Genomic DNA, 24,673 nt, shown 5'->3' on the forward strand with positions numbered 1-24,673 from the left:
GAATAAGTATGGCTGAGAATAATGTACGTATCCCCAGTGTGTTTAAACAACTGCTGTTTTGGGTGTTGGTAGCAATCCTTGCCGGTGCGCTTATAGGTTTGATTCCCGGTTTACCTAAAGGATTTATTGCCCCGTTTGCTACCTTTAACGATATTTTCGGAAAATTTCTGAGTTTCTGTATCCCCTTGATTATCTTGGGGCTGGTAGGTCCGGCTTTAGCAGATTTAGGGCGCGGAGCTGGCAAATGGTTACTGCTCACGGTAGGTATTGCTTACGGATCTACCTTATTTGCCGGTTTTGGAACCTACGGGATTGCATCGGTCGTTTTCCCCCGGATTCTGACTGAATCGGCTCCCGAACTTAAAGAACCCAAAAATGCGGTGGCCTCCCTGCTAGGAGATAACCTGAACATTTCCCCGGTGTTGGACGTTACCGGCGCCTTAATCTTGGCGTTTATCCTGGGGATTTGCATGGCAGCGCTTAACACTCCCACGCTACATCGTGCCTATGGAGAGTTTCGGGAAATCACGATGTTGATGATTAAGCGGGCTATTGTTCCGCTGCTTCCGCTGTTCATTTTCGGAACTTTTCTAAATATGTCTTACTCGGGGCAGATTGCACTGGTAGTCAAAGTGATGATTAAAGTAATCCTAGTGTCGGTAGTCCTAACCGTGGTTTTGCTGCTGATTCAATATGTAGTGGCAGGGATGATTGCCCAGGTAAATCCGTTCGTAGCGCTTGGGAGAATGGCGAAAGCCTATTTCACGGCGCTAGGTACTGCCTCTTCGGCGGCCACTATTCCGGTTACTTATCAGTGTGCTCGTAACAACGGGGTTTCTGAAGAAATCGCTGGTTTCGCAGTTCCGCTGTGTGCCACTATCCACCTGGGTGGTTCAACGGTTAAAATTACTGCTTTTGCCCTGGCAGTTATGCAGATGACTGGGCAATCTATTTCTTTCGGGAAAATGGCGATGGCGATTCTTATCTTGGGGGTCACTATGGTTGCAGCTCCGGGCGTACCCGGAGGGGCAATCGCGGCTGCCCAAGGGGTGTTGATGGGATTCCTTGGCTTTTCTCCCGAACTGTATTCGCTGATGGTGGCGTTATATGTGGCGATTGATTCTATCGGTACTGCCACTAACGTTACTGGTGATGGCGCGATTGCTCTGATTGTGAACAAGCTGGCAGGTGGCTCACTGGGCTCTGAGAAAGGTAAAGCTATGTCTACGGCGGAAACTATTGTTTCTGCTACTGACTAGAACCAAGTTAGCACCTTAAACAGGGGTAACGTCCGCGGGGTTTAGGCGTCCTCGTCAAGAGAAATTAGCTGGCAGAGGACGCGCACTAAATCCTCGGGTAAAGCCTTTAGAATGGGAGCAAGAAAGGAACAAGTTTTTTATGAATCAGTCCCCCTTGCTGCCGTTACGTGAAGAACTGGCCGCTGTCACCCCCTATGGAGCGCCTCAGTTGGAGGTTGAGGCGCGCTTGAATGTAAACGAGAATCCCTATTCTCCCAGCCCGGAAATGGTAGCTGATATTGCTAAAGCGGTGGCTAGGGTAGGGGCAGGGTTGAACCGTTATCCAGATCGGGATTTTGTGGAACTTCGCCAAGCCTTAGCGGACTATTTGCTCCTAGAATGCGGTCATAGTTTCCCTGTTCAACATATTTGGGCCGCTAACGGCTCGAATGAGGTGATGGCACAGCTGCTGGGTGCTTATGCGGGGCCGGGACGGATTGTTTTAGGAACCGAGCATTCTTACTCTATGTATCCCGAGTATGTGCGGGGCGCGCACTCGCGCTATGTTACGGTTCCTCGGCAAAGTGACTTTAATGTTGATTTAACGGTTTTAACTGGGGCTTTACAAGATTTGCGGCCTAGCGTTTTGCTACTGGCTAACCCGAATAACCCTACGGGTACGGTTATTACTGAAGCTGACCTGAAACAGATTTTGCAGGTAGCACAGCAGACCGGTCCCATTATTGACGGTGAATCTACCGCAACAGTAGTGGTAATTGACGAGGCGTACGGGGAGTTCCGGGATTCGGGTCAGCCCAGCGCCCTCGCCCTCTTAGAAAAATTCCCGCACCTGGCAGTTTCGCGTACCATGTCCAAGTCGTTCGGTATGGCCGGTTTGCGGCTGGGCTACCTGGTGGCAGCAAAGACCATAATCTACGATATTATGCGAGTGCGTTTGCCCTATCACCTGTCTGCACTTACCCAGGCGGCGGCTATCGCGGCTTTGTCTCACGCGAGCGAACAACTTGACCAGCTTGCCCAGTTGCGTAAGCGCCGAGATAAACTGGCTAGCTGGCTTGCAGCTCAGGGGTATGTTGTGCCGAAAACTCAAGCCAATTTTGTGCTCTTTGGTCCATTTGAAAATCGACATAAAGTGTTTAATGACTTATTAGAACGCGGAGTGCTGATTCGAGAGGTCGGACCGACCGGGTTTTTAAGGGTTAGTATCGGTAGCGAACGGGAAGATCAGGCGTTTCGCGCCGCATTGGAGGAGGCAACCAAATGAGCCGTGTCGGCAAGGTAACGCGAAAAACCCAAGAATCAGAGATTACGGTAGCGATTGATCTCGACGGTTCCGGGCAGAGCCAGATTTCTACCGGAGTTCCTTTCTATGACCATATGCTGACTGCATTGTCTAAACATTCCCTGATTGATATGCAGATTCAGGCTAGTGGTGACCTAGAGGTTGATGTCCACCACACGGTAGAGGACACTGCGATTTGTTTAGGTAAAGCCTTGAAGCAAGCCTTGGGGGACAAACGGGGGATTCGCCGCTTCGCTGATGCGACTATTCCTTTAGATGAGGCTCTCGCCAGGGCGGTGGTAGATGTGGCAGGTCGTCCTTATTGCGTGCATGGCGCAGAACCGGAAGGACAACAATATCACCTGATAGGCGGGCATTTTACTGGGGCTTTAACCCGGCACGTGTGGGAGTCGTTTGCTTACAATGCCGAGATTTGTTTGCATGTGCAACTGCTTTCTGGACGCGATCCGCACCATATTGTAGAGGCACAGTTTAAGGCGGTTGCGCGGGCTTTGCGGGGCGCGGTAGAGCTAGATTCACGGGTAGAAGGTATCCCCTCGACGAAAGGTGCTCTGTGACGGTTTCAGGAATTCCAGAGGACGATCAGGGACGTAGTGAAAATAATCGCTCTGGTAGGGGCGATTCTTCCAGTGAGGGCTGGTCGCGTAATAATGATGATTTCGGCGACTTGGATTCTCAGATGAAACCGGAAGATTTCTTCGATGAAGTCATTGCCCAGTCGGGGCTGGATGGTGAGGAGCTAGACGGATTCCAGGAAGAAGTAGATCAGGATTTACAGGCCTGGAAACACCTTGAAGACCTGCCTCCGGAGCCGGGAGATGTCGCATTGGTGCTGACTAATCTGTTAGAGCCGCTTCCCCTTGCCACTATGATGGCGGCGCATGAAATAGATGGGCGAATTGTGGAAACCGAGTCGGGTTGTGTGGTTTGGAAAAGGCTGACTACCACCCCTGATGATGAGCTTGAAGCTCTGCTAGGTGAGGCGCGTCCGGTTTCTAAAGAGGCGGAGGCTCTTGCCATGACAGTATCTAAAATTACTCCCTACGGGGCAGTATTATTTGTCTCTACCTTGCGTTCTGATTCTGATGCTGACCCTGGTGTTCAAGGGCAGATTAGTGCCCGTGTCTATTATGATGGTCGTTTTGACCGCACGATTCCGGCGGGACCTTTAGTTTCTTGTGCTGATGAACGTATCGAGGATTTGTTACTTGGTCGCACTTCCCCCGAGGATTATCCTCAGGTAGAGCCACCGCGTCTGCGCGATTTACCAGGTATTTTATTGCGGCAACTTCGTGGTCTCCAGCAAGATGTCCGGCGTCAAAAAGGCAAAGATGACCAGAAGGGCGATAATGGTGACTAAACAGGTTGCGGTTTTCGACTATGGTTCTGGCAATGTGCGCTCGGTGGTTAATGCCCTGCGTCATATCGGGGTAGATGCGCAGCTAACCAGTGATTTTTCCACCTGTATGCAAGTAGATGGTTTGGTAGTGCCTGGGGTTGGGGCTTTTGCCTCGGTAATGGCAGATTTGCGATCTCGACGCGGTGATATCCTAATTGATCGCCGTCTGGCAGGAGGGCGCGCGGTACTGGGGATTTGTGTAGGTATGCAAATCATGTTTGAACGAGGAATCGAACACGGGGAAGATGTCTTAGGACTGGGGGAATGGCCGGGAACAGTAGAGAAACTGAACGCTCCGATTGTCCCCCATATGGGCTGGTCAAAGCTGAAAGTAGGGGAGGGTTCTTCCCTATTTTCAGGAATAGAGGACGAACGTTTTTATTTTGTACACTCTTACGGGGTGTTAGCTGACCCGGCTGGACATTACCGGCAGTCTGACCGAATGAAACCCCCGATTTTTTCGTGGGCAACCCATGGGCAGCGTTTTGTTGCCGCCGTTGAAAATGGGCCGTTATCTGCTACCCAGTTCCATCCGGAAAAATCAGGGGAAGCAGGGATGGAGCTTCTTCGTAACTGGACGCGGGCGTTATAGGGGGAAATAGATGTTAGAACTGTTACCGGCCGTAGATATTGTGGACGGTCAAGCTGTACGTTTGCATCAAGGCCAGGCCGGCAGTGAGAAGGTTTACGGCAATCCTTTACAGATGGCGCTCTCTTTTGCGGATGCCGGTGCTTCCTGGCTGCATCTTGTAGATTTAGATGCGGCTTTTGGGCGAGGAAATAACGCGTCAGTGGTGCAAGAAATTGTGAAAACTGTGTCCCTAAAGGTTGAGGTTTCTGGGGGGATTCGTGATGATGACTCGCTAGAAAGGGTGCTTGCAGCGGGGGCGAAGCGGGTAAATCTGGGTACTGCCGCTATCGAGAAACCGGAGTGGACTGCCAAAGTTATTGGTGAATATGGCGATGCGATTGCGGTCGGTTTAGATGTTCGTGGTACTACGGTGGCAACTCATGGTTGGACTAAGGATGCGGGGGATCTTTTTGACCTGATTGGATACTTGGATGCAGCGGGGTGCGCCCGCTATGTGGTTACCGATGTGATGCGGGACGGGACTTTGAACGGCCCTAATACTCACCTGCTGGCACAAGTTTGTCAGGCAACCAAGGCGAAAGTGGTCGCTAGCGGCGGGGTTAGTTCTCTAGAGGATTTGCGTGCCTTGTGGGCATTGACCGACCTGGGGCTGGAGGGAGTCATTGTCGGGAAAGCGCTTTATGCGCAGGCTTTCACGATTGAGCAGGCTCTGATGGTAGCTTCCGGGAGTGAATAGTTTGTCCGCCATCCGCCGGGGAAATCCTGCTTTAGGTTTCGATAAGTCTTTACCTCCCTCTCAAGAGGACGCGATTTTGCGTGCTTTGACTCGCAAAGTTAATCCCGCCGACCGAGGCGATATTGAGCCAAATATGGCGGCAGCATTTGCGCAATCGGATTTTTCTGAATGCCTTAAAGCTATTGCTGCTGCTTTAGAGCTAGGACGAGTCATTTTGCCGGTTGTTCCGCACGCGGTTACGGCGGAAAATCCCTGTTCTAGTGGAAGTTTGCCCCAGCTTCAGTTAGAAAAAGTTGCCGGGGTGAGGGCGGTTCCGGTTTTTTCTTGTCTTTCGACTTTTGAGGCGGCTATCAAAACCGGCTTGGCTGCTTCTTTGCTGAATGAGGACGCACAGGGGGAAACTACTAGCTCGGCTAGTGCCCGCCCTTTGCCGGTTAATGCCCGCGCCCTCGCCCTTACTGCTTTAAATAATCCGGGTAGGATTTTGCTCGATGGTCGGTACCTTTTACCTCGTCCCTTGCTTAATGCGCTTGCCAGTGGAGATGAGTGGCTTCCGGCTTGGGAGAATCCTAATTTTTTAACTCAGATTTCACTCCTGGTTGAGCAGGTTTTTCCGGGTGCTTCTTGGTCGGTTGTTCCTCGCCCAGCTGGGATTGATCAGCTGCTAATCGCGCTTGACCCCACTATTACTGACCTTGCTGACGCTTTAAATAGCTTGCAAAACCGGATTAACTGTCTGGAAAACTTAAGAGAGTCGGTTGATTTATTGGCGGTCACCCCGGTTCCTACCTCTTGACGCTAGCAATCTCTAAGGGCGTGCTTAGCGGTGTTCGCAACTACTGATTTCGGATGGTGTTCGCAAATGTTTCCGGTACACCAGAGGACGAAGCGCGGCTGCCAGCCCATATAGGGTTATCAACCCCATTACGATTGCAGAGCCGGAGGCGGCGGCGGTGAAATAGGAAAATACCAGTCCCGCTATACAGGTGAGCATTCCCAGTAACATAGCCCATCCCATGGTGGCGTTGAATGAGCGCGCATATATTTGGGCAATAGCTACCGGCACAATCATTAGGGCTGACACTAACAGTACTCCCACTACTCGCATAGCGGTCGATACTGTTAGAGCGCTAACCAGCGCTAAACAGATGGTAAGTCGGCGTACCGGGATTCCGCAGGCGAGCGCAAACTCTTCATCGTTGCAGATGGAGAAGAGCTCGCGGCGCATTCCTAGCCCAAAAACGAGAATTAAAACTGATAGCGCAATAGTTAAATAAACATCCGACCAGGACACCGCAGCGATGGATCCAAAGAGGTAAGAGTTTAACTGGTTGGTAGAGCCTCCAGCTAGGGAGATTACCAGCACTCCGGAGGCGATACCGCCGTAAAAAAGGAGCGCCATAGCCACGTCTGCACTGGCTGCGCCTTTGGCTCTTACCAGTTCAATAATTACGGCTCCGATTATTGAGGCGATTACGGCTCCGGGAATGGCTAAGGCGTCACCTCCGGCTATTTCGGTTAGGTTACCGACTACCCACCCTAGAGCCACCCCGGTCAGGGCAACGTGCCCGATTCCGTCTCCTAGTAAAGATAGGCGGCGCTGCACTAGATAAGTGCCAATTACCGGTGCGCTTAAACCAACGAGAACTGCCACTATCAGTGAGCGCAGGAAGAAAGGGGAGGATAGGAGGGATTCCCAATCGGCGGTAAAGCTGGAAGTGAGGGAATGTGTCCTCGGGTTTAAAGGTAAACCGTACGCCTGTCCGGGGGCGGAAGTTGAAGATAACGAGCTAGGGAGGTAGCTGGGGTAATTAATCATTTTTCTTCTACCATCAGGGAGGATTGGGGCTGGTTAGTGGGAGTGTCGCTGGCAATTTGCCCGGATACCAGGGTGATGGTGCGATCGATTAGGGGGGCTAAATAGCCGTGTTCGTGTAGCACAATCAGCATGGTTTTACCGGATTGTTTTGCTCGGTTAATTATGTCGGCTAGGCTCTTGGCACTTTGACGGTCAATACCTGCCAGGGGTTCGTCCATAATCAAGAATTCTGGCTCACGTACTAGGGCGCGGGCAATCAATACTCGCTGTTGCTGTCCGCCCGAGAGGAACTGGAATTTTTTGTTTGCTGCCTCGCCTAGTCCGACTTCTTGGAGCGCTTTCAGGGCGCGTTCTTTATCGGAGTGTTTTTTCCTTAGCCGACCGGCGGGGAGTAGCCCAGAACGCACCACTTCCAGGGCGGTTGCTGGTATTGTGCCGGACATTGTTTTTCGTTGAGGAACGTAGCCGACTCTAGCTAGGGCTTTAGCGTGGGTTTTATCGCTGGTTTTCGCTCCAAAAATCTCAATTTTACCTGCACTGACCGGGTTTAGTCCGATTGCGGTGCGTACCAAAGTAGATTTTCCGGAGCCGTTTTCTCCGCACAGTGCCACTGTGCTTCCCGCTTCGATTGCTAGGTTTATATTTTTGAGAATCAAATTGCCCGTTAGGGCGACAGATAAATCTGTCGCCCTAAGAGGAATGGATGTGGTTTCAGCTTCTATACGCATTTCATGGCTTTGCTTAGTTTTGTGAGGTTATCTTCCATTACTTGCAGGTAATCCCGGCTTTTATCTACTTGGATTTCTAGGGGGTCAAGCACTTCGGATTTGATTCCCAGCTGCTCGGCGAGAGTTTTGGTGTCTTTATCTCCTAGGGCGCTTTCCGAAAATAGTACGTTAACTTTCTTTTGCTTGGCAATGTTTGCGACTTCTTGGAGCCGTCCGATAGAGGTTTCAGCTTCCGGATCGACTCCTTTTACCCCTATCTGTTCAAATCCGTACCGTTTCGCTAGATATCCGTAGGCTTCGTGAGCAGTGATTACGGTGGGAGTAGCGCATTTTTTTAGACCGGTTTGGTATTTTTTGTCCAGCGAGCTGAGCTTTTCTTGTAAAGCCTTGCCATTTTTTTTCATAGGTGGAGGCGTGGGCACTATCGGCTTTAGACAGGGTTTGCACTACCTGGGGTACGATTGCCGATAGGCGTTCTGGGTCTAGCCAAAAGTGGGGATCGAAGCCTCCGTGATGATGATGACCGGATTCATGGTTGTGTTCTTTTGATTCCTTAGCCTGTCCTGCTTCTTCGTGCTGATGTTCTTTTTCGTGTTCTTCGTGATGCTCGTGCTCTTCCTCGTGGTCTTCGTTTTCTGTAGAGGAGAGCTTATCTAGTTTGGCTGCTTTAGCTACGTCTAATGCGTTCTTGGGGGCTGCTTCTTTTACCGCATCGTCTACCGCGGATTGGAAACCTGACAGGTAGATTAGGGCATCTGCCTACGACATGGTGGTGAGGTCTTTTGCTGATAGTTCTACCTCGTGGGCTTCGCCTGCGGGGGTTAGGTTGGTTACGTTTACCATTTCTCCGCCTACCTGGCTAGTTACATAGGCGAGGGGGTAAAAGGAGGCAACGGCGTTTACTTTGCCTTTTTCTGAGGTTTGTGCGGTGTTAGAGCATCCGCTGAGAGCTAGGGCGCCTATCGCGGCAGCGCAGATTATTGTGGTCATTCCTTTACGCATGAGCAAAAATATAAACGATAACCGTTCTCAAAAGCAAAATGAAGTGCAGGTCGTGTTTTTTTGCTGACCAGATTACGGGGCTCTTTAATCTCGGTTACGCTCAGGTTTAGAGGTGTAAATCACGCTGAAGCGTTCTAGTGCTAGTAAAGCGGAACGAAGCCGGTAGAATCTGGGAAGTGGCGCTTTTGCGCCGGAAACAAGGTTAAGGAGACAAAAGTGGCTGAAACCCCCTCGAAGTTAGATAGCGTAATCAATCTGGCAAAACGGCGTGGATTTGTCTACCCGTGTGGGGAAATTTATGGTGGAACCCGTTCCGCCTGGGATTATGGTCCATTAGGGGTAGAGCTAAAAGAAAACATTAAACGGCAGTGGTGGAACCGGGTGGTGCGTTCGCGCTCCGACGTGGTGGGGCTAGATTCTTCAGTAATTTTACCCCCCAAAGTCTGGGAAGCCTCCGGTCACCTCAAGGCTTTCACCGATCCTTTGATTGAATGCACCTCCTGCCATACCCGTCACCGCCAGGACGAACTGCAAGAAGCCTATGCGGAAAAACACCAGCTCGCTTCGGCAGACGAAGTATCTATGGAGGACGTGCCTTGCCCTGGCTGCGGAAAGCGAGGACTGTGGACTCAGCCCAAAGCTTTCTCCGGTTTGTTAAAGACTTTCCTCGGGCCGGTAGATGATGAAAAAGGTCTACACTTCCTGCGCCCCGAAACCGCGCAAGGTATTTTTATCAACTTCGCAAATGTGATGTCATCTGCCCGTATGAAACCTCCTTTTGGAATCGGGCAGATTGGAAAATCTTTCCGCAACGAAATCACCCCCGGTAACTTTATTTTCCGCACCCGCGAATTTGAACAGATGGAATTAGAATTCTTCTGTGAAGCTGGTTCTGATGAACAGTGGCATCAATACTGGATTGATGAGCGCCTAGATTGGTATCGCAGCCTGGGAATCAGTGATGATAACCTGCGTCTATATGAGCATCCGAAAGAAAAACTCTCGCATTATTCTAAACGGACTGTAGATATTGAATATGCTTTCGGTTTCCAAGGCTCAAAATGGGGCGAACTAGAGGGAATTGCCAACCGTACTGACTATGACCTGGGAGTACATCAAGAAGCTTCCGGGAAGAATCTAGATTATTTTGATCAAGACAAAGGTAAGCGTTGGACTCCCTATGTGATTGAACCCTCTGCCGGTCTAACCCGCTCTCTGATGGCGTTTATGGTGGAAGCCTACTGTGAGGACGAGGCTCCCAACGCTAAAGGGGGAGTAGACAAACGCACGGTGTTACGTCTGGATCGACGCCTCGCCCCGGTAAAAGTGGCAGTTTTGCCCCTTTCACGTAAGGATGAACTCACCAGTCCGGCTCAAGAGCTGGCACAGGAACTGCGCGCTAATTGGAATATCGACTATGACCAGGCAGGACAGGTTGGTAGACGCTATCGCCGTCAAGATGAAATTGGCACGCCTTTCTGCGTCACTTACGATTTCCAGTCCCTAGATGATCAATGTGTTACTGTGCGCGATCGGGACTCGATGGAACAGGAACGGGTAAAAATTGAGGAGCTAACTACTTATCTAGCTTCCCGTCTGCTCGGCTGTTAAGGCAGGGTGCTTTTGCATCTCCATTCCACTCATTCAAAGCGCCTTAGGCGAGATGATAGGGTACTTCGACGTGCCCGCTTGCTGCTAGGTGCGCTGATAGTACCGATTTTACTGGCAATTATTGGCGGGATTGTAGCTCTATATACCCCTAATCCTTTAGGGGATTCTGTGCAACAGTGGGCGCAGCAAGGGGCTAATCGTTTAAGCGGTGAGGTGACTGGTCTAGACGGTAACAAATGTTTGATTAGTGGACTTAAGTTCCCGCAGAGCTCTGCTGACCCTACCGGCGGTATCCAGGAGACTCAACCTTTAGTGTGCGTAAAAGTCCTGGAAGGACAGTGGAAAAACAAAATAGTTCCAGTCAGGATTCCCGAAGAATCTAAATCTGCGATTCGGGTAGGAACTGCGGTTTGGATGCTTTACGATGTCGATGCGGCTTCTACGGGTACTCCGTTCCTATTCACCGATATTAAACGAGGCAACGCCCTATTGATATTGGCCGCGCTTTATGTGGTGGTGGTGCTGGCAGTAGCAGGTAGGCGCGGTTTTTTGGCGCTCCTGGGGCTGTTGGCGTCCTCTTTGGTGATTGTGTTCTTTATTCTGCCGGCTTTAATGGCAGGTCAGCCCCCAATGCTAGTTACTTTGGCAGGTGTGGGGGCAATAATGTTTCTTTCGGTGTATCTGGCACACGGGGTTACTATTCGCACCACGACTGCCCTAATAGGCACCCTTTTGGGGCTGTTAATAACGGTTCTGCTTGCCTATATCGGTACGCGGGCGGTAGGTATTAGCGGGGCAAGCGACGAGGACGCCTTGATTTTGGGTACGCAACTGCCGGTATTGTCGCTTCCCTCCCTGTTTATGTGTGGAGTTGTAATCGCGGGTCTTGGGGCTCTAAATGATGTGACTATTACCCAGGCCTCGGCGGTGTGGGAGCTAGATGAAGCTGATCCCTTGATGAACCGGCGGAAACTGTTTTCTCGGGCGATGCGGATAGGGCGCGACCATATTGCTTCCACGGTTTATACTTTGGCTTTCGCCTACGTGGGGACAGCGCTTCCCACCTTGATTTTAGCGATGCTCTCGCAGCGTCCGTTTTTGGAGCTGCTTACGGTGTCCCAAATTTCCGAAGAAATAGTTAGAACTCTGGTTGCCTCTGTCGGACTGGTTTTGGCAATTCCAGCCACTACTTTGGTGGGGACATTCCTGGTCAAATTGGTTTCTAATTCTTCTGCAAAGAACCTATCGGCAGATAAGGGTAGTGAAGATTTGGCAGCGCGCTCCGCGAGCGATAACGGGGAGGTTTCCTCCCTCAAGTCGGAAGTGGACAATTTCGATTCAAAATCGATTGCATCAGTATCGGAAAACCTAACTACCTCGGCTAATAAACTAGCGTCAGCTAGCGTTTCAGTGCTTCATACCTACGGAAATAGTGAATCTAGCTCTCGTGACCTGGGAGATGGTAATGTCCACTAAATTAGGGCAAATTACGATTGGAACTGCGCTGGCTTTAGCCCCGATGGCGGGGGTAACTAACGCGCCATTCCGGCGGATTTGTCGTCAGCAAGCTCAAAGGGCCTTGGCTGATTGCGGGATTAAATCTGACACTACAGCCCCCTATGGGATTTATGTTTGTGAAATGATTACTGCCCGGGCACTGGTAGAACAAAATCCTGTCACCCTTAGCTTGCTGAAACCTGATATGGAAGAACAGCTGCGCTCGGTGCAGCTGCATGGTGTTGATCCGTGCGCGATGGGCTCGGCTGCGCAGATTCTGGTTGAACAGGGACTAGCCGATCATCTAGATATCAATTTTGGCTGTCCGGTACCGAAAGTGACTCGCAAAGGCGGGGGAGCAGCTTTGCCTTGGAAACTTGACCGTTTCCGTCAGATTGTTGCCGCAGTTATCGCCGGAGCCAAGCGGGGAGCAGATAAGGCTGCTAAAAGTTTTCCCGTGCCGGTGACCTGTAAGATTCGTGTTGGGATTGATGATAACCATTTGACCTATTTAGATGTGGCTCAGATTGCTGCCGAAGAGGGGTGTAGCGCGGTTTTCTTACATGGACGTACCGCTAATCAATACTATTCTGGCAGCGCTAACTGGGCGGCGATAAAAACCCTAGTGTCACTGCTTGATATTCCAGTATGGGGTAATGGGGATATTTTCTCGGGTCAAGACGCCCAAAAGATGTTGGAGCAAACTGGTTGTGCCGGGGTGCAAGTTGGTCGCGGTTGCCAGGGACGTCCGTGGCTGTTCTATGACTTAACCTGTGCTTTACATGGGGTAGATCGTCAGGCTGAACCTAGTTTAGGGCAGGTTTGTGACCTGGCTTTTAATCATGCTCAGTTGCTGGTTTCCTGGATGGGCAGTGAAGAACGTGCTCTGCGTGATATGCGTAAGCATTTAGGATGGTATTTTCGGGGTTTCCCATTGGGGGGAGAGTACCGGGTAAAACTTAGCAGCACGTCCTCCTTAAAAGAGTTAGAACAATTGTTTTCTAGTTTAGATAGGGATTTGCCATACCCGCCCTCGGCTTTGGGTAAACGAGGGCGCGCCGGTCATGCCCGCAAGACTCATCTGCCGGAGGGCTGGCTACAATCACGGGAGGTTGATGAGCAAGCAGAGCGAGTATTGCAGGCGGCTAAACTCGATACTTCTCTTGATGCGGGTGGTTATTGATCGAAAATGCTTAGCGGGCAGTTTAGACTGGGAAATGTGAAAAGTGCGCCCTATTCTCCCCGTGACCGCGAACGTTTCAAAGCTGAGCCTCCCAAGTCCTCGGAGCGTACCGACTATGCTCGCGATCGGGCACGGATTATGTATTCGTCGGCGTTGCGCCGTTTAGGGGCAAAGACGCAGGTAGTAGGGCCATCTACGGATTCTTTTGTGAGGACACGCCTGACACACTCTATCGAAGTCTCCCAGGTGGGGAGGTCTTTGGGACTGGAACTGGGGTGTGATCCCGATATTGTGGATGCTGCTTGTCAAGCTCATGACCTGGGGCATCCTCCTTTTGGGCATAATGGTGAGCGCGCATTAAATCAGGTGGCTGCGAGTATTGGGGGATTTGAAGGCAATGCCCAGACTTTTCGGCTGCTTACCCGCTTAGAACCAAAAATATTGGGAGACGATGGTCGCTATCTGGGGTTGAACTTGACCCGCGCCACTTTGGATGCGGTCTGTAAATATCCTTGGCTCAAAGGGCAGGGGGCGGATTCGGATTATTCGACCCGCAAATATAATTGTTATGACGAGGACGCGGAAGTTTTCACCTGGATGCGTACTTTTTCTCCGCCCCATCAGAGGTGTTTGGAAGCCCAAATCATGGATATTTCTGATGATATTGCCTATTCGGTTCACGATGTAGAGGACGCGATTCAAACCGGGGAGCTAGATCCGGCTTCTTTTGAGCAGTCTCAGGTGCGTGAACAGGTGTTTCAATCCTGTATTGACTGGTATGGGGCGGGGCAGGTAGAGCTGCTTCCCCTTGCATGGGAGCGAATTACTTCCCATCCGTCCTGGCTTAATAGTTTTAATGGTTCTTATCAGGATATGGCTCAGCTTAAAGATATGACCAGTCAGTTGATTGGGCGTTTTTGCCAGGCGGTGGCGAGCGCTACTTTAGAGGCGGCTGGTTCGTCTCCGTTACATCGTTATGATGCTGACCTGGTAATTCCGCCAGACACTTTGTCGGAAATTAAGGTGTTAAAGGGGATGGCAGCAGCTTTTGTGATGCAGCCTCGCGAAAAAGACCCGATTCATTTACAGCAGCGTACCCTGGTTTTCGAGCTTTCGGATGCGCTCTGGGAGCGTCCAGAGCTTTTAGAGGAACCGTATTTGACGCTTTGGCGCAGAGCAGAAAATGATAATCAGCGTCAGCGAGCTATAGTTGATCAAATTGCTTCTTTAACCGATACCTCGGCACATCAGTGGCATGGACGTATCTGTGGAATGTTCCGTTCCCTACAGAGCTGATTTTTGGCTTAAAAACCGTCGGGGTAATTCTTATTATTTGGAAAGCCATTCCATTTTATTTGGGATTTAGATTTTTCTGCTTTCTTTTCCTCAATTATCCCTCTAAATATCTCAGCAAATGATTTTGAGCTGGCGTCATCGTCATTATTATCTTTGTCGGAGTCATCGTTATTTTCGTCCTTTTCCAACCAGCGATCAAGTGGGTCTGCAATAAAAGGTAGGATAAACGGTATTGGTATCCACAGGAGACCGAGAGCTATAAAGACAGTACTCCAAGGAATTTTTATCCCGGGGACAACTAAAACAAAATAGAACACGTTGTTTTCGAGATATCGAACAAATAGAGCCAGAAGGGCAACCCCAAGTCCAATTAATGCAGCTTGTGCGAGCCTGGGAGCAAGTAACAGATAATCCTCTAGAGAATTAATTACTCTGTCGGAATTGGGCTTAGGCATAACCGGTAGGCTGTTTCCGGTGACTTTTTCCTGGTTAGAGTTAAACGGAGTTGGTTGTGAAGGATAAGAGGTAGGGGTGGTTTGAGCGGAGTTTGCCTTAGCTAGGGGCTGAGGTGGGGAAGGTGGCTGCAAAGATTGATTATCCTGGGCAATCTGCGGAGGTCGTGGAGGTAGTGGAGGTTGCGATTCTTGCCAAGGCTGCGCCGGTTGTGCGTCGCTGTAAGGTTGCGGAGACTGCGGAGACTGGAGAGGTGGATTCGGGGGTACGGCATTGTATGGTGATGAACCAGGGTAGCCTAGCGGTGGAAGTGGTGGCTGAGGAGGATTGTTTGGTGGAGTCATGGTTGAATGCCAGCTTTCTGATTAGAATAGTCATTTTCGGAAATGGTTAGACAATCTGAACCAATTCCGGGATTATTCTTAGGCTACTTCTCTAGTCTATTTTTAGTGCCGACTTGAATGTCTGAGTTGTGATACAGACCGAGCTAGTTGTGATAAAGATAAACAGGAAAACCCTTGAATAAAAAGAGGTTTAAGAAAAGGACTATTTGCTTTAATAATAAAAGTTGTGAGGATAATCGTGTTACTAAAATAATTACTTGTAATTCCGTTTTATTAAAGCTATTTTGCTGCTTAGAAAAGCATTATTGCTCTATATAAATCTTTTTTCGTTAGAAAGTAACGTAGCTTTCTACGCCCGCCCTCGCCTATGATATGAAATATGGCTGGGCTTATTCGACGCGAGGACATTGATCAGGTACGCGAGCGCGCCCATATTGATGAAATCGTAGGCGAACATGTGGCACTGCGTCCTGCCGGGGTGGGATCTTTAAAAGGGCTATGTCCTTTCCATGATGAGCGCACCCCCTCATTCCATGTTCGTCCTGCTCAAGGGTATTATCATTGCTTTGGTTGCGGTGAGGGCGGCGACGTTATCAAATTTGTGGAAACCATTAATCACCTGTCTTTTAGTGAAGCCGTTCAATATCTGGCAGACAAAACCGGGGTGACTTTACGCTATCAAGAGGGGACAGACAAAGAATCAACAGACCCGAACCGGGTTTCGCGTTCGCGAATCTTGGAAGCAAACCGGAATGCCTCCCAGTTTTTTCGCTCGCAATTGGGCAGTAAAGAGGGACAGATTGCCAGGAATTTTTTGAACCAACGAGGGTTCGATGCCGACGCTGCTGCCCGCTTTTCTTTAGGATATGCCCCTAACTCGTGGAACGCCCTCTTGTCTTATTTGCGTAAACGCGGATTTACGGAAGTGGAACTGGCAGCTTCCGGGTTGTTTTCTACCGGGCAGCGCGGTCCTTATGACCGTTTTCGAGGGCGAGTTATTTGGCCCATCTGCGATTTGACGGGGGCGGTCGTGGGTTTTGGGGCGCGGCGATTGAGCGAAGAAGATAAAGGTCCGAAGTATTTGAATACCCCTGAAACTGCGGTTTATAAGAAATCGCAGGTACTTTATGGGATTGAGATGGCAAAGAAAGCCATCAGTAAGCAGCGCCGAATTGTGGTGGTTGAAGGCTATACCGATGTAATGGCTGCTCATCTTTCCGGGGTGGAATGTGCCGTGGCTACCTGTGGCACTGCTTTTGGGGATGGGCATGGGCGCATTGCTCGGCGTTTACTGGGGGACAGTGCAGATGCCGCTGCCGGGGTAATGTTATCATCTGGTAAAACCCGTGGTGGGGAAGTTATTTTTACTTTTGACGGCGATGAAGCGGGACAAAAGGCGGCTTTGCGGGCTTTCGGGGAAGATCAGTCCTTTGCGTCTCAAACATTTGTAGCTATCGAGCCGAGCGGCAAGGATCCTTGTGATTTATGGCAAGCTCAAGGGGCAGGAGCGGTACGAGGTTTGGTGGATTCTCGTCGCCCTCTGTTCGAGTTTGTTTTACGCACTACCCTAAAGTCTTTTGACTTGGATACGGCAGAAGGACGAGTTTCAGGTTTGCGAGCAGCCGGACCTATTGTTAGCCAGATTCGCGATCTTGCGTTGCGCTCTGAATATACCCGCCGCCTGGCTGGTTGGGTGGGAATGCCAGAAGAGGAAGTGCGGCGGGCAGTGCAGAATTCTCCTCGCCCCGAGCGTGGCGGTTTTGGCGGGGGCAGGGGGCAGTTTCCTAATTCACAGGTTTCCCCGAACCTAAATGTCTATCCCTCAACTTCGCCCGCGCACCGTTCCGGAACCCCTGGTGCTGGCGTTGGCGCTGGTTTTCCGGGTGCTGCCTCCAGGGTTAATTTGCCCAATTCCACAGATCCGATTGCTAAGTTGGAGCGGCAAGCTCTGGAATGTTTGCTACAGCTGCCGGCTAGTCTTTTTGGGGTAGGGGTAGAGACGGTTTCGACAGCGGCATTTCGAGTACCCATGTTTAGCGCCCTTTTTACCGCGATTATTGCTTTGGGCGGGCTGGATAAATATGCGGAGCTGTGGCGCGACGCCGAGGACGAACTGGGACTTAAAGGGCAGCGAGCGGTGATTCTGGCCAATAAACGATGGGGTGAACTCTTAAATGCGCAGGTAGATTCGCAGTTGCAGGGGCTGGTTTCTGCGCTGATTGTTTCCCCACTGCCTCAAGATGATTCTGCCCGCCTAAGCGAGTATGCGCGGGGGGTGTGGCAAGCGGTGATTCGCGGTGACCTGTCACGCCAAATCGCAGAGACAAAGGCGCGATTGCAGCGCTGTGACCCTCAAGATGAACAGTATCAACAGATTTTTTCTACATTAATGAACCTAGAGAATGCCCGCCGTAACCTGCAAGAATCTAAATAAGCAACAACTTAGGTACTCAATACTAATTTAAGTAATGACGCTATTGCTATTTAAATTTAGGGAATACTGTTTCAATTATTAGAAGCTAAAAAGCTTTCTATCAGCAGTTATGGAGTTTTATTAATAGGGGTGACATTTTTGTGTTTAATTGCTTTTACTTTGTTGCTTCCCTTTGTAGATTGAAATTGTCTTTATAAAAAAACTTCAAAGGAGGAACACAATGGCAATGCCAGGAGTAAATTGTTCAGCTAGTGATTGTGCCTTTAACGATAATGGTTGCAACGCTTACGCGGTGACCATCGCAAAAGGTGGATGCGCAACCTTTATTGCCCTAGACGAAAAGGGGGGACTAGGAAAAGTTAATTCCCAAGTGGGGGCGTGTCAGCTTGCCGACTGCAAATTCAACAAACACTTGCTCTGCCAAGCTGATTCCGTCAAAGTGGGAGACGACGAAAAATGCCTTACCTTTGCTACCGCCTAGGTAATCAGGTCAGCAGCAGTTAAGAATCTGAATTCTTAACTAAACAGGCAGGATAATAACTTAAGGGGCTGAGGAGTAATGATGCTCCTCAGCCCCTTAAGTTATCGGTTTCACCCCACAGGCGAACCTTCACTTAAAGATTCGCTGACCTAAAACTGTTCCGGGCTAATGGGTTCTTATCTACAGTTAAAGGAACTAGCTATAGCAGTTGGGCACGTAGCTGCTCGGGGGAGGACGGGGAATACCAAGCGGGGGGAATATCCAGGACGCTGGCGGCTCCGATATGTCCGTTTTCGTGCAAACGTACCAGGGCGCGAGCGCTGGCGGTCACCATTGAGCCGGTGAAATCGGGGTTGGAATCTAGTTGCAGCTGGAAGCGGATCAGATGTTTGACCCCCTCTTGAGTGTGACCGAGACGGAGGACTTGCCCTCCGTGGGGCATACCGGCGTGCTCACGTGCCAGTTCCTGGGCGGAAATAAAGTTTACTGTGGTTTCATAATCTGCGAAATACTTCGGCATTTCTTTAATTTCGCGGGTAATCCGTTCTTTATCGGCGCCTTCAGCGGCAACTACATAGCACAGGCGTGAGTGTTTATCTGCCGTGCTCAGCTCGGGGTTTTCTCCGCTTTCTACCGCCTTGATTGCTGCTTCGTTGGGGACAGTGTATTGCACTGCGCCCTCGACCCCTGCAATCCGGCGAATTGCGTCCGAGTGTCCTTGAGATACCCCGCGTCCCCAGAAGGTTTGGGTATAGCCATTCGGGAGTACCGATTCACTTACTACCCTGGCAATCGAGAACAGCCCCGGATCCCAGCCGGTAGAAATCAAGGCAGAATGTCCCGCTTCCTTGGCGGCAGTATCCATATCGGCAAAATAGGCGGGAATATCGGCGTGAGTATCAAAAGAATCAACAGTGTTAAAGTATTTAACCGCTGCCGGTCCTTGGGTGCGCAAATCCGTGGCGCTGCCTCCACAACAAATACACACATCAACTTGTCCGGAAAAATCTGCCATCTGCGAGACAGAATAAACCGGAGTGCCGGCAGTTTCTAAATCTTTAGGATTCCGGCGAGTAAATACCGCGACTGCCTGCATATCTTCGGCGGCATTAACTGCTCTTTCAACCGCGCGTCCTAAATTTCCATATCCATTGATTGCCACTTTTATAGTCATAGCCAGATACTACAAGTTGTATCCTGTTAGATGTGAAAACTGCCCAAAACCTAGACAGGGAAACGTCTAGGTTTTGGGCAGGACGGTAACTAGGTAAGTATTTAGTAGCTGAGCGGCAAATCGGGGTATTCGGCTTGCCAAGTTTGCCGATAGTAATCGGTCAGTTGCAATTTGCTGGCGGCAGCTTCATCAGCGATGATGAATGCGTTTAGGTGGTACTGCAAAATAGAGGCAGGCCAAAAAGCGCTGACCGCGCCCTCTACCGTTGCGGCAACGGCATCGGCTTTTTGGGAGCCGAAAGCCAACAAAACCGCTTGACCCGATTTCATAATGGTAGATAGCCCCTGCGTGACTGCCTGCTTGGGGACATTAGCTTCGTCGTTATCGAAGAAGCGGGCGTTGTCGGCAATAGTTTGGGCGGTTAAGGTCACCACATTTGTGGGGTTAGCTAGGCTGCCGGTCGGTTCATTAAAACCGATATGTCCATCGGCGCCGATACCTAGAATCTGTAAATCAACTCCGGGGGCGATTTCTGCTTCATAATCTCGGGCAGCCTGGCGAGGGTCGGAAGCAGTGCCATCGGGGGTGTGTAAGTTTTCGTCCTTGAGACCGGTCTTGTCGCTGCCAACCAGTTCGCGGCGCAATACGTTACGGTAGCGTTCGGGGTGGTCGGGAGCGATTCCTACATATTCATCTAAAGCCCAGGCGGTGCATTCTTCCAGGCTAAATTGTCCTTGCTCATGGGCGGCGCGGAGCTCAGCGTATAGACCTTCGGGAGTAGAGCCAGTTGCTACCCCCAACCTAAATCCCGGTTTGACTTGGGGAATAATCAGTTTTGCCGCTAGTTTGGAGGCATCTTCGGGGGTGGGGGTAATCGCAATATGCATGTAAATCTCCTTTGGTAGGACTTTTCCATCGTTGGCTATTGAAAGTCCCTCCCATTATCTCACACCTGCTAACTTGGAAAGGATTGCTAGCGGCTAAGCTTAAGATTTCCGGTTTTCCTGTTACCGAGGTTGAACGTGAGAAAATAGGGTTAGACGGTAGTAGGAGGACGAAATGGCGCAGCGCAAAAGAGTTACGTTAAAAGATATTGCACAAGAAACTGAGTTATCAATATCTTCAGTTTCACTTGCGTTGCGCAATGACTCGCGAATCTCCGAACCGGTGCGTGAACGGGTTAAGGAAGTTGCCCACCGTTTGGGGTATCAAGTGGATTTGTCGGGGGCGATGCTTCGCAGTTCTAAACCTAAGATAATTGGAATAGTTGCCCAGCTAGATCAAGAGTTACATAACAAATATGTCGAGAATATAAACCGTTGCGCCCAAGAAGCTGGCTATCGTACGATTACTCAAAACGCTTCCCTATTTAATGATTATCGGCAGGGATTAGAGGCTCTGTCTCAGCTACGGATTAACACTTGTGTAGCGATTAATCCTGTTTTTAGCGGTGAGGAACTCCCGGCAAACCTAACTCCCGCAGTAGTGGTGGGGCAAAGCGCGTTAGCGGGCGCTGACTTGGTGCGTTCATCTAACTATAGCGGGCTGCTTGAACTGGTTTTGCATCTAAAGTCTTTAGGACATGCAGAAATAACTTACTTGGACGGTCCGAAAAGCTATTCATCTAAAATTCGTCGCCAGGCACTAATGCGTGCTGGCAAGGAAGCGGGCTTAAAAGTTCATCCGATTTTGGCAGGTAATACTGTGGATGATGGGTTTAAAGTCGTGCAGCAACTTTTGACTGATTCTTGGAGTCGCCAAAAATCTCGTAATGATTTGACTCGGGTTGCTTTATTGGGGGTCACAGCGCTGGCTTGTTATAACGATCAGGTGGCGCAGGGGGCTATGGTGGCTCTATATAGAGCTGGTTTTTCTATTCCCGCTGATATTTCGGTGAGCGGGTTCGATAACTCTCTGGGGGCGTCCTCCCTGGCTTTTAATTTAACCACTGTGGATAGGGGGGCGGCGAAAGTTGCTGAGCACGTGACTTCACTGGCGATTAGAAGAGCTTCCGGTCAGGTGGCAGCGCCGCAAGAGCTCACTGTGGAGAGTTCTTTGGTAATTAGGCGCTCTACCGGTACAGCTTTCTTCCTGCAGAACTAGGAGGGGAAAAGATATTAAAACGTTAAAACAAAAAAATCTAAAAATAGCACTTTTATGCTCTTTCGTAAATTAAGGCTGCTGATAAAACCTATTCAAACGTTTGACTTAATGTGAGAGATATTTTATTGTAGGGCTATGTGCTAAAGCACATCTAGGAATTATTTGCAGCAAAGGAGCTACGAATATGCGTTCAAAGTTAAATAACCTGGGATTCACGGCGACTTCATTTCTGTCGCTGGTGCTAATCACAGTAAATGCGCAGTTAATTTATGCTTTTTGGGACATTCGGAACACCATTCCCAAAGATTTTCCTACCGCCATGGGGGTCACCGACGCTCAGGCAGGGAACCTATATTCAATGCAAGGTTTAGTTATTATCCTGGGAACCATTGCCTTGGGATGGATAGGCGATCGTTTTGCGATTCGTACTATCATGCTGATTTCTTCTCTGGGTGCGGGAGGGATTTCCCTATTCATCACCGTATTCTCACCCAATCTCTCCCTGGGGACGCTGCTCGTATGCTTCTTCTTGATGCTGCTGTTTACCGAGGTATTATTCAAACCAGCCAACTTCAAAGCAGTTAGCCTCTCAACTACTGAAGAACATCAAGGCAGTGCATTTGGCTTTTTCGAGTTTGGACGCGGTCTGCTCGCGTTCCTGGTTTCTTTGCTTTGGACCTTGATGCTGGCATCAGGAGCCAGCGCTCGAACCATCATGTATACCTCCTCGATAATCGTCCTGGTAGCCGGGCTAATGGTGTTCTGGGCAGTACCAAAAGGACAAAAAGTCGGCAATGAAGACACCCAAGCAGCTAACACTGTAGAGGCAATCAAAGGGGTTGGGAAAGTAGCTAAACTGCCGATAGTCTGGCTCACCGGTATTAACGTTTTCTGTATCTATGGCACTTTCGTAGCTGCCGGAACTTATTTTGCTCGCTTCTTGCAAGCCGGATACGGAACTTCGGCTGTGGCTGCCGCCGTGTTTGCAACTACCGTAATCGGCTTGCGTATGTTGCCACTGGTTTCAACGATTCTGGTAGAAAAAGTATTTAAATCAACGGTAAAGTTCATGAGAACTATGGAAATAGTTCTGGTAGTTCTACTGGCGCTGATTGCGGCAATCTTCTTCACCAACAGCCCAGCTATCAGCTCTTATCCAGCTGGTCAAGTACCGGGTAACCTGATCTCTAGTGGAATGTTCTGGGCGCTAATCGTGATGATGCTTTTGGCATCTGCCACCACCTTTATGATTCGGGGCGTCTACTACGCTCCCATCGGAGAGTTCGGGATTGCCAAGAAGAACTCTTCAGCTGCGATGTCTTTTGCAATCACTGTCGGATATATCCCGGCGTTATTAGCTCCCATTGTGCTCGGTGGTCTGATTACCCCCTCCATTACTGATAGCAATGGGAAAGTAATCACCGAAGTGCTAACCTCCACCAATGTACTGGGGTCTGCATTCTTAGGATTGGCAGCTTTGGCTCTGGTTGCAGCGGTAATGTCACATCTCATGGTGAAAATGCAGCGCCGCCAAAAACAAATGAACTGAGGGCAAAATGAAAGCAGCTGTTAAACAAGCAGACTGGATGGCTCAACATCCAGATTCAGTTTCCATCGCTAATCTCACTATCGTGGGAACTCATGATTCTATGACCGCAACCTGTCCGCAAAGATACTATAAAACTCAGACTCTCCAGCTTGCAGAACAGTTAGATATAGGGGTCAGGTTTTTAGATTTGCGGATTCGTTCTAGCCTGGTTGCAGCTCACCGCGAGTGGATAAGCACAATTAAAGCTACGGACATATTGCAAACTATCCGAGAGTTTCTAAAGAATCATCCGCAAGAATTCCTCTTAGTTAGATTCCAAAATGCAAATGAAAATAAGGATGATTTTCCGCGGTATTGTCAGCAAATTACGAAACTGATTGCCGAAAACAGAGATTTATTCTTCCTATGGAAGAAAGAAAATCAGATTCCCATCAGTGAGCTAACTTTAGGGCAGTTACGCGGAAAAATCCTGGCATTGGAATGTGCTCCCAGCCAGTATGAATCGATGTATTTACCAGATTGTGTTTGGGCATATCCCTGGCATGAAGCCGAGAAAATACGGCTGCAAGACCTATGGGATGGCCCCAGTCTAGAAGCTAAACAGCAGGCAATCTTGCAACTAGGGGAACAATCTGGAACTGGTGAGCTACGTTTGAATCATATTAGCGCCACGAATGGACAGTTAGGATTCCCCGATGCCTATGCCGCTCAGCTAAATCCGTGGATTTTTGATATTTATACCAAGGAGGAAGCGAGATGCAAGCAAAGGGCGCAGGTGCTAATTTTTGACTATCTTACCCCTGAGATTGCTCAAACTTTGATAGATGCTGGGCTAAGTAACTGCCAGAAGTAGGTGAGGAACATGGAAAAGCCGGAATTGCTGAAACTATTGGATTATGCAGTAGCTACCGTTAAAAAAGCCGCAGCTATGGCGCTTGAACCGGGAATGGAACTAAATATTACCGCTAAAAGCAGCCGTAATGATTTAGTTACCGATGTTGATAAAGCAATAGAGCAATTTATTGCGAATCAACTACTGGAATTTAGTGGCTACCCAGTGCTCGGAGAGGAAGGACACCAGGTTGATTCTTTCGAGGGACGGGTATGGCTGGTAGATCCCATTGATGGGACGATGAATTACATAGAAACCAAGCGAGATTACGCAATTTCCTTGGCATTATGTGAAAACGGAGTCCCGGTTCTGGCAGTAGTGCAAGATGTGGTGGCTGATAAGACCTATACCGCGACTTTAGGGGGAGGGGCTTATTGCAATGACCTTCCCTTAGAGGCGGTGAATTCGGATATAGATTACCGCCAGGTAGTTCTGCTAACCGATTTAAAGGAAATCCGAGCGCTTCCTCGCTTATCTCAAGTTTTAGAGGAATCGCGGGGACATCGCCGATACGGTTCTGCCGCATTAGAAATGGTGGAAGTAGCAGCCGGTAGGGCAGGGGGATTTATTCATCTTTGGGTATCCCCTTGGGATATAGCGGCGGCGACTTTAATCTGTCGGGAAAGTGGATGCTTAGTTTCCCGCTTTGATGGTACCAGCATGGATGTGCGCCAGAAAGGATCCGTTTTGGCGGCATGGCCTGCCGTACATTCCGGGCTGCTGTATCGGTTGGTGCAAGCTCCTGCCTAGCGGGTTAGCGCAGTCGCGTGCCAGGGTGAAGCCGCGTGTCAGGGCAGCGGATTTGTCCTGGGAAAACC

At 49.8% G+C, this 24,673-nt stretch carries 24 protein-coding genes and 1 pseudogene; 18 read left to right on the forward strand and 7 right to left on the reverse strand.

What is annotated here, in order from left to right; translation table 11 throughout:
* Window positions 1-8 precede the first annotated feature (8 nt).
* The 7 genes from PG728_RS00395 (at window position 9) to PG728_RS00425 (ending at window position 6,085) form a co-directional block, all read left to right on the forward strand.
* Window positions 9-1,259 carry a dicarboxylate/amino acid:cation symporter gene (locus PG728_RS00395; RefSeq protein WP_270625049.1) on the forward strand — a complete coding sequence of 417 codons (1,251 nt, stop codon included), beginning with the start codon at window positions 9-11 and terminating at the stop codon, window positions 1,257-1,259.
* A 139-nt stretch (window positions 1,260-1,398) separates the two neighbouring features.
* Window positions 1,399-2,523, forward strand: coding sequence for a histidinol-phosphate transaminase (locus PG728_RS00400; protein ID WP_270625050.1), 1,125 nt, complete (start codon window positions 1,399-1,401; stop codon window positions 2,521-2,523).
* On the forward strand, window positions 2,520-3,119 hold the full coding sequence (gene hisB / locus PG728_RS00405) for an imidazoleglycerol-phosphate dehydratase HisB (protein WP_072510055.1): 600 nt from the start codon (window positions 2,520-2,522) through the stop codon (window positions 3,117-3,119). The genes PG728_RS00400 and hisB overlap by 4 nt, the downstream gene beginning before the upstream one ends.
* A complete protein-coding gene (locus PG728_RS00410; RefSeq protein ID WP_270625052.1) occupies window positions 3,116-3,922 on the forward strand; it encodes a hypothetical protein in 807 nt (268 codons plus the stop codon). Before hisB ends, PG728_RS00410 begins: the two co-directional genes overlap by 4 nt.
* On the forward strand, window positions 3,912-4,553 hold the full coding sequence (hisH, locus tag PG728_RS00415; RefSeq protein WP_270625346.1) for an imidazole glycerol phosphate synthase subunit HisH: 642 nt from the start codon (window positions 3,912-3,914) through the stop codon (window positions 4,551-4,553). Before PG728_RS00410 ends, hisH begins: the two co-directional genes overlap by 11 nt.
* A 10-nt stretch (window positions 4,554-4,563) precedes the next feature.
* The gene (gene priA / locus PG728_RS00420; RefSeq protein ID WP_270625055.1) at window positions 4,564-5,289 is read left to right on the forward strand and encodes a bifunctional 1-(5-phosphoribosyl)-5-((5-phosphoribosylamino)methylideneamino)imidazole-4-carboxamide isomerase/phosphoribosylanthranilate isomerase PriA; all 726 of its coding nucleotides are present in this window, start codon (window positions 4,564-4,566) and stop codon (window positions 5,287-5,289) included.
* Entirely contained in the window at window positions 5,282-6,085 is an 804-nt protein-coding gene (locus PG728_RS00425) for a hypothetical protein (RefSeq protein ID WP_270625058.1), read from the forward strand. Before priA ends, PG728_RS00425 begins: the two co-directional genes overlap by 8 nt.
* Window positions 6,086-6,109: 24 nt before the next feature.
* Here PG728_RS00425 and PG728_RS00430 read toward each other — a convergent pair whose 3' ends face one another.
* From PG728_RS00430 to PG728_RS00445, 4 genes and pseudogenes are all read right to left on the reverse strand, one after another.
* Window positions 6,110-7,108, reverse strand: a complete 999-nt coding sequence (locus tag PG728_RS00430; RefSeq protein WP_270625060.1) for a metal ABC transporter permease — start codon at window positions 7,106-7,108, stop codon at window positions 6,110-6,112.
* Complete coding sequence (locus PG728_RS00435) at window positions 7,105-7,836, reverse strand: metal ABC transporter ATP-binding protein (RefSeq protein WP_270625062.1); 732 nt, start codon at window positions 7,834-7,836, stop codon at window positions 7,105-7,107. Before PG728_RS00435 ends, PG728_RS00430 begins: the two co-directional genes overlap by 4 nt.
* Window positions 7,827-8,198, reverse strand: a complete 372-nt coding sequence (locus PG728_RS00440; RefSeq protein ID WP_408648175.1) for a metal ABC transporter solute-binding protein, Zn/Mn family — start codon at window positions 8,196-8,198, stop codon at window positions 7,827-7,829. The genes PG728_RS00435 and PG728_RS00440 overlap by 10 nt, the downstream gene beginning before the upstream one ends.
* Window positions 8,098-8,838, reverse strand: a pseudogene (locus PG728_RS00445) (metal ABC transporter substrate-binding protein). Before PG728_RS00445 ends, PG728_RS00440 begins: the two are co-directional and overlap by 101 nt.
* Before the next feature lie 216 nt (window positions 8,839-9,054).
* Between PG728_RS00445 and PG728_RS00450 the strand changes: the two are divergent.
* Genes PG728_RS00450 through PG728_RS00465 form a run of 4 tightly spaced genes read left to right on the forward strand, consistent with a single transcriptional unit; the run spans window position 9,055 to window position 14,425 of the window.
* Window positions 9,055-10,449 (forward strand): glycine--tRNA ligase, encoded by a 1,395-nt coding sequence (locus PG728_RS00450; RefSeq protein ID WP_270625064.1) that lies wholly within the window; start codon window positions 9,055-9,057, stop codon window positions 10,447-10,449.
* A 6-nt stretch (window positions 10,450-10,455) separates the two neighbouring features.
* The gene (locus PG728_RS00455) at window positions 10,456-11,925 is read left to right on the forward strand and encodes a YibE/F family protein (RefSeq protein WP_270625065.1); all 1,470 of its coding nucleotides are present in this window, start codon (window positions 10,456-10,458) and stop codon (window positions 11,923-11,925) included.
* Window positions 11,915-13,129, forward strand: coding sequence for a tRNA dihydrouridine synthase DusB (dusB, locus tag PG728_RS00460; protein ID WP_333558155.1), 1,215 nt, complete (start codon window positions 11,915-11,917; stop codon window positions 13,127-13,129). The genes PG728_RS00455 and dusB overlap by 11 nt, the downstream gene beginning before the upstream one ends.
* Before the next feature lie 6 nt (window positions 13,130-13,135).
* Window positions 13,136-14,425, forward strand: coding sequence for a deoxyguanosinetriphosphate triphosphohydrolase (locus PG728_RS00465; protein WP_408648172.1), 1,290 nt, complete (start codon window positions 13,136-13,138; stop codon window positions 14,423-14,425).
* Between the two features lie 8 nt (window positions 14,426-14,433).
* Here the strand turns inward: PG728_RS00465 and PG728_RS00470 are convergent, their stop codons facing one another.
* A complete protein-coding gene (locus PG728_RS00470) occupies window positions 14,434-14,880 on the reverse strand; it encodes a hypothetical protein (protein WP_270625068.1) in 447 nt (148 codons plus the stop codon).
* Window positions 14,881-15,002: 122 nt separating this feature from the next.
* Between PG728_RS00470 and PG728_RS00475 the strand changes: the two genes are divergently transcribed.
* From PG728_RS00475 to PG728_RS00485, 3 genes are all read left to right on the forward strand, one after another.
* On the forward strand, window positions 15,003-15,272 hold the full coding sequence (locus PG728_RS00475) for a hypothetical protein (protein WP_072510043.1): 270 nt from the start codon (window positions 15,003-15,005) through the stop codon (window positions 15,270-15,272).
* 329 nt (window positions 15,273-15,601) lie between these two features.
* Window positions 15,602-17,656, forward strand: a complete 2,055-nt coding sequence (gene dnaG, locus PG728_RS00480) for a DNA primase (RefSeq protein ID WP_270625069.1) — start codon at window positions 15,602-15,604, stop codon at window positions 17,654-17,656.
* 220 nt (window positions 17,657-17,876) lie between these two features.
* Complete coding sequence (locus tag PG728_RS00485) at window positions 17,877-18,137, forward strand: DUF1540 domain-containing protein (protein WP_072510041.1); 261 nt, start codon at window positions 17,877-17,879, stop codon at window positions 18,135-18,137.
* A gap of 199 nt (window positions 18,138-18,336) precedes the next feature.
* Here the strand turns inward: PG728_RS00485 and PG728_RS00490 are convergent, their stop codons facing one another.
* The gene (locus PG728_RS00490; RefSeq protein ID WP_270625073.1) at window positions 18,337-19,311 is read right to left on the reverse strand and encodes a diaminopimelate dehydrogenase; all 975 of its coding nucleotides are present in this window, start codon (window positions 19,309-19,311) and stop codon (window positions 18,337-18,339) included.
* A gap of 101 nt (window positions 19,312-19,412) precedes the next feature.
* Window positions 19,413-20,198: a glucosamine-6-phosphate deaminase gene (locus PG728_RS00495; RefSeq protein ID WP_072510039.1), complete on the reverse strand. Its 786-nt coding sequence runs from the start codon at window positions 20,196-20,198 to the stop codon at window positions 19,413-19,415.
* 172 nt (window positions 20,199-20,370) lie between these two features.
* Here PG728_RS00495 and PG728_RS00500 point away from each other — a divergent pair, with 172 nt between their 5' ends.
* The 4 genes from PG728_RS00500 (at window position 20,371) to PG728_RS00515 (ending at window position 24,605) form a co-directional block, all read left to right on the forward strand.
* A complete protein-coding gene (locus PG728_RS00500; protein ID WP_270625074.1) occupies window positions 20,371-21,414 on the forward strand; it encodes a LacI family DNA-binding transcriptional regulator in 1,044 nt (347 codons plus the stop codon).
* A 184-nt stretch (window positions 21,415-21,598) separates the two neighbouring features.
* Window positions 21,599-22,963 (forward strand): MFS transporter, encoded by a 1,365-nt coding sequence (locus tag PG728_RS00505; protein ID WP_072510037.1) that lies wholly within the window; start codon window positions 21,599-21,601, stop codon window positions 22,961-22,963.
* 37 nt (window positions 22,964-23,000) lie between these two features.
* On the forward strand, window positions 23,001-23,816 hold the full coding sequence (locus tag PG728_RS00510) for a phosphatidylinositol-specific phospholipase C domain-containing protein (protein WP_270625076.1): 816 nt from the start codon (window positions 23,001-23,003) through the stop codon (window positions 23,814-23,816).
* A 9-nt stretch (window positions 23,817-23,825) separates the two neighbouring features.
* A complete protein-coding gene (locus PG728_RS00515; RefSeq protein ID WP_270625078.1) occupies window positions 23,826-24,605 on the forward strand; it encodes an inositol monophosphatase family protein in 780 nt (259 codons plus the stop codon).
* Window positions 24,606-24,673 lie beyond the last annotated feature (68 nt).

Source organism: Varibaculum timonense, from assembly GCF_027694345.1.
Classification (GTDB): Bacteria; Actinomycetota; Actinomycetes; order Actinomycetales; family Actinomycetaceae; genus Varibaculum; species Varibaculum timonense_A.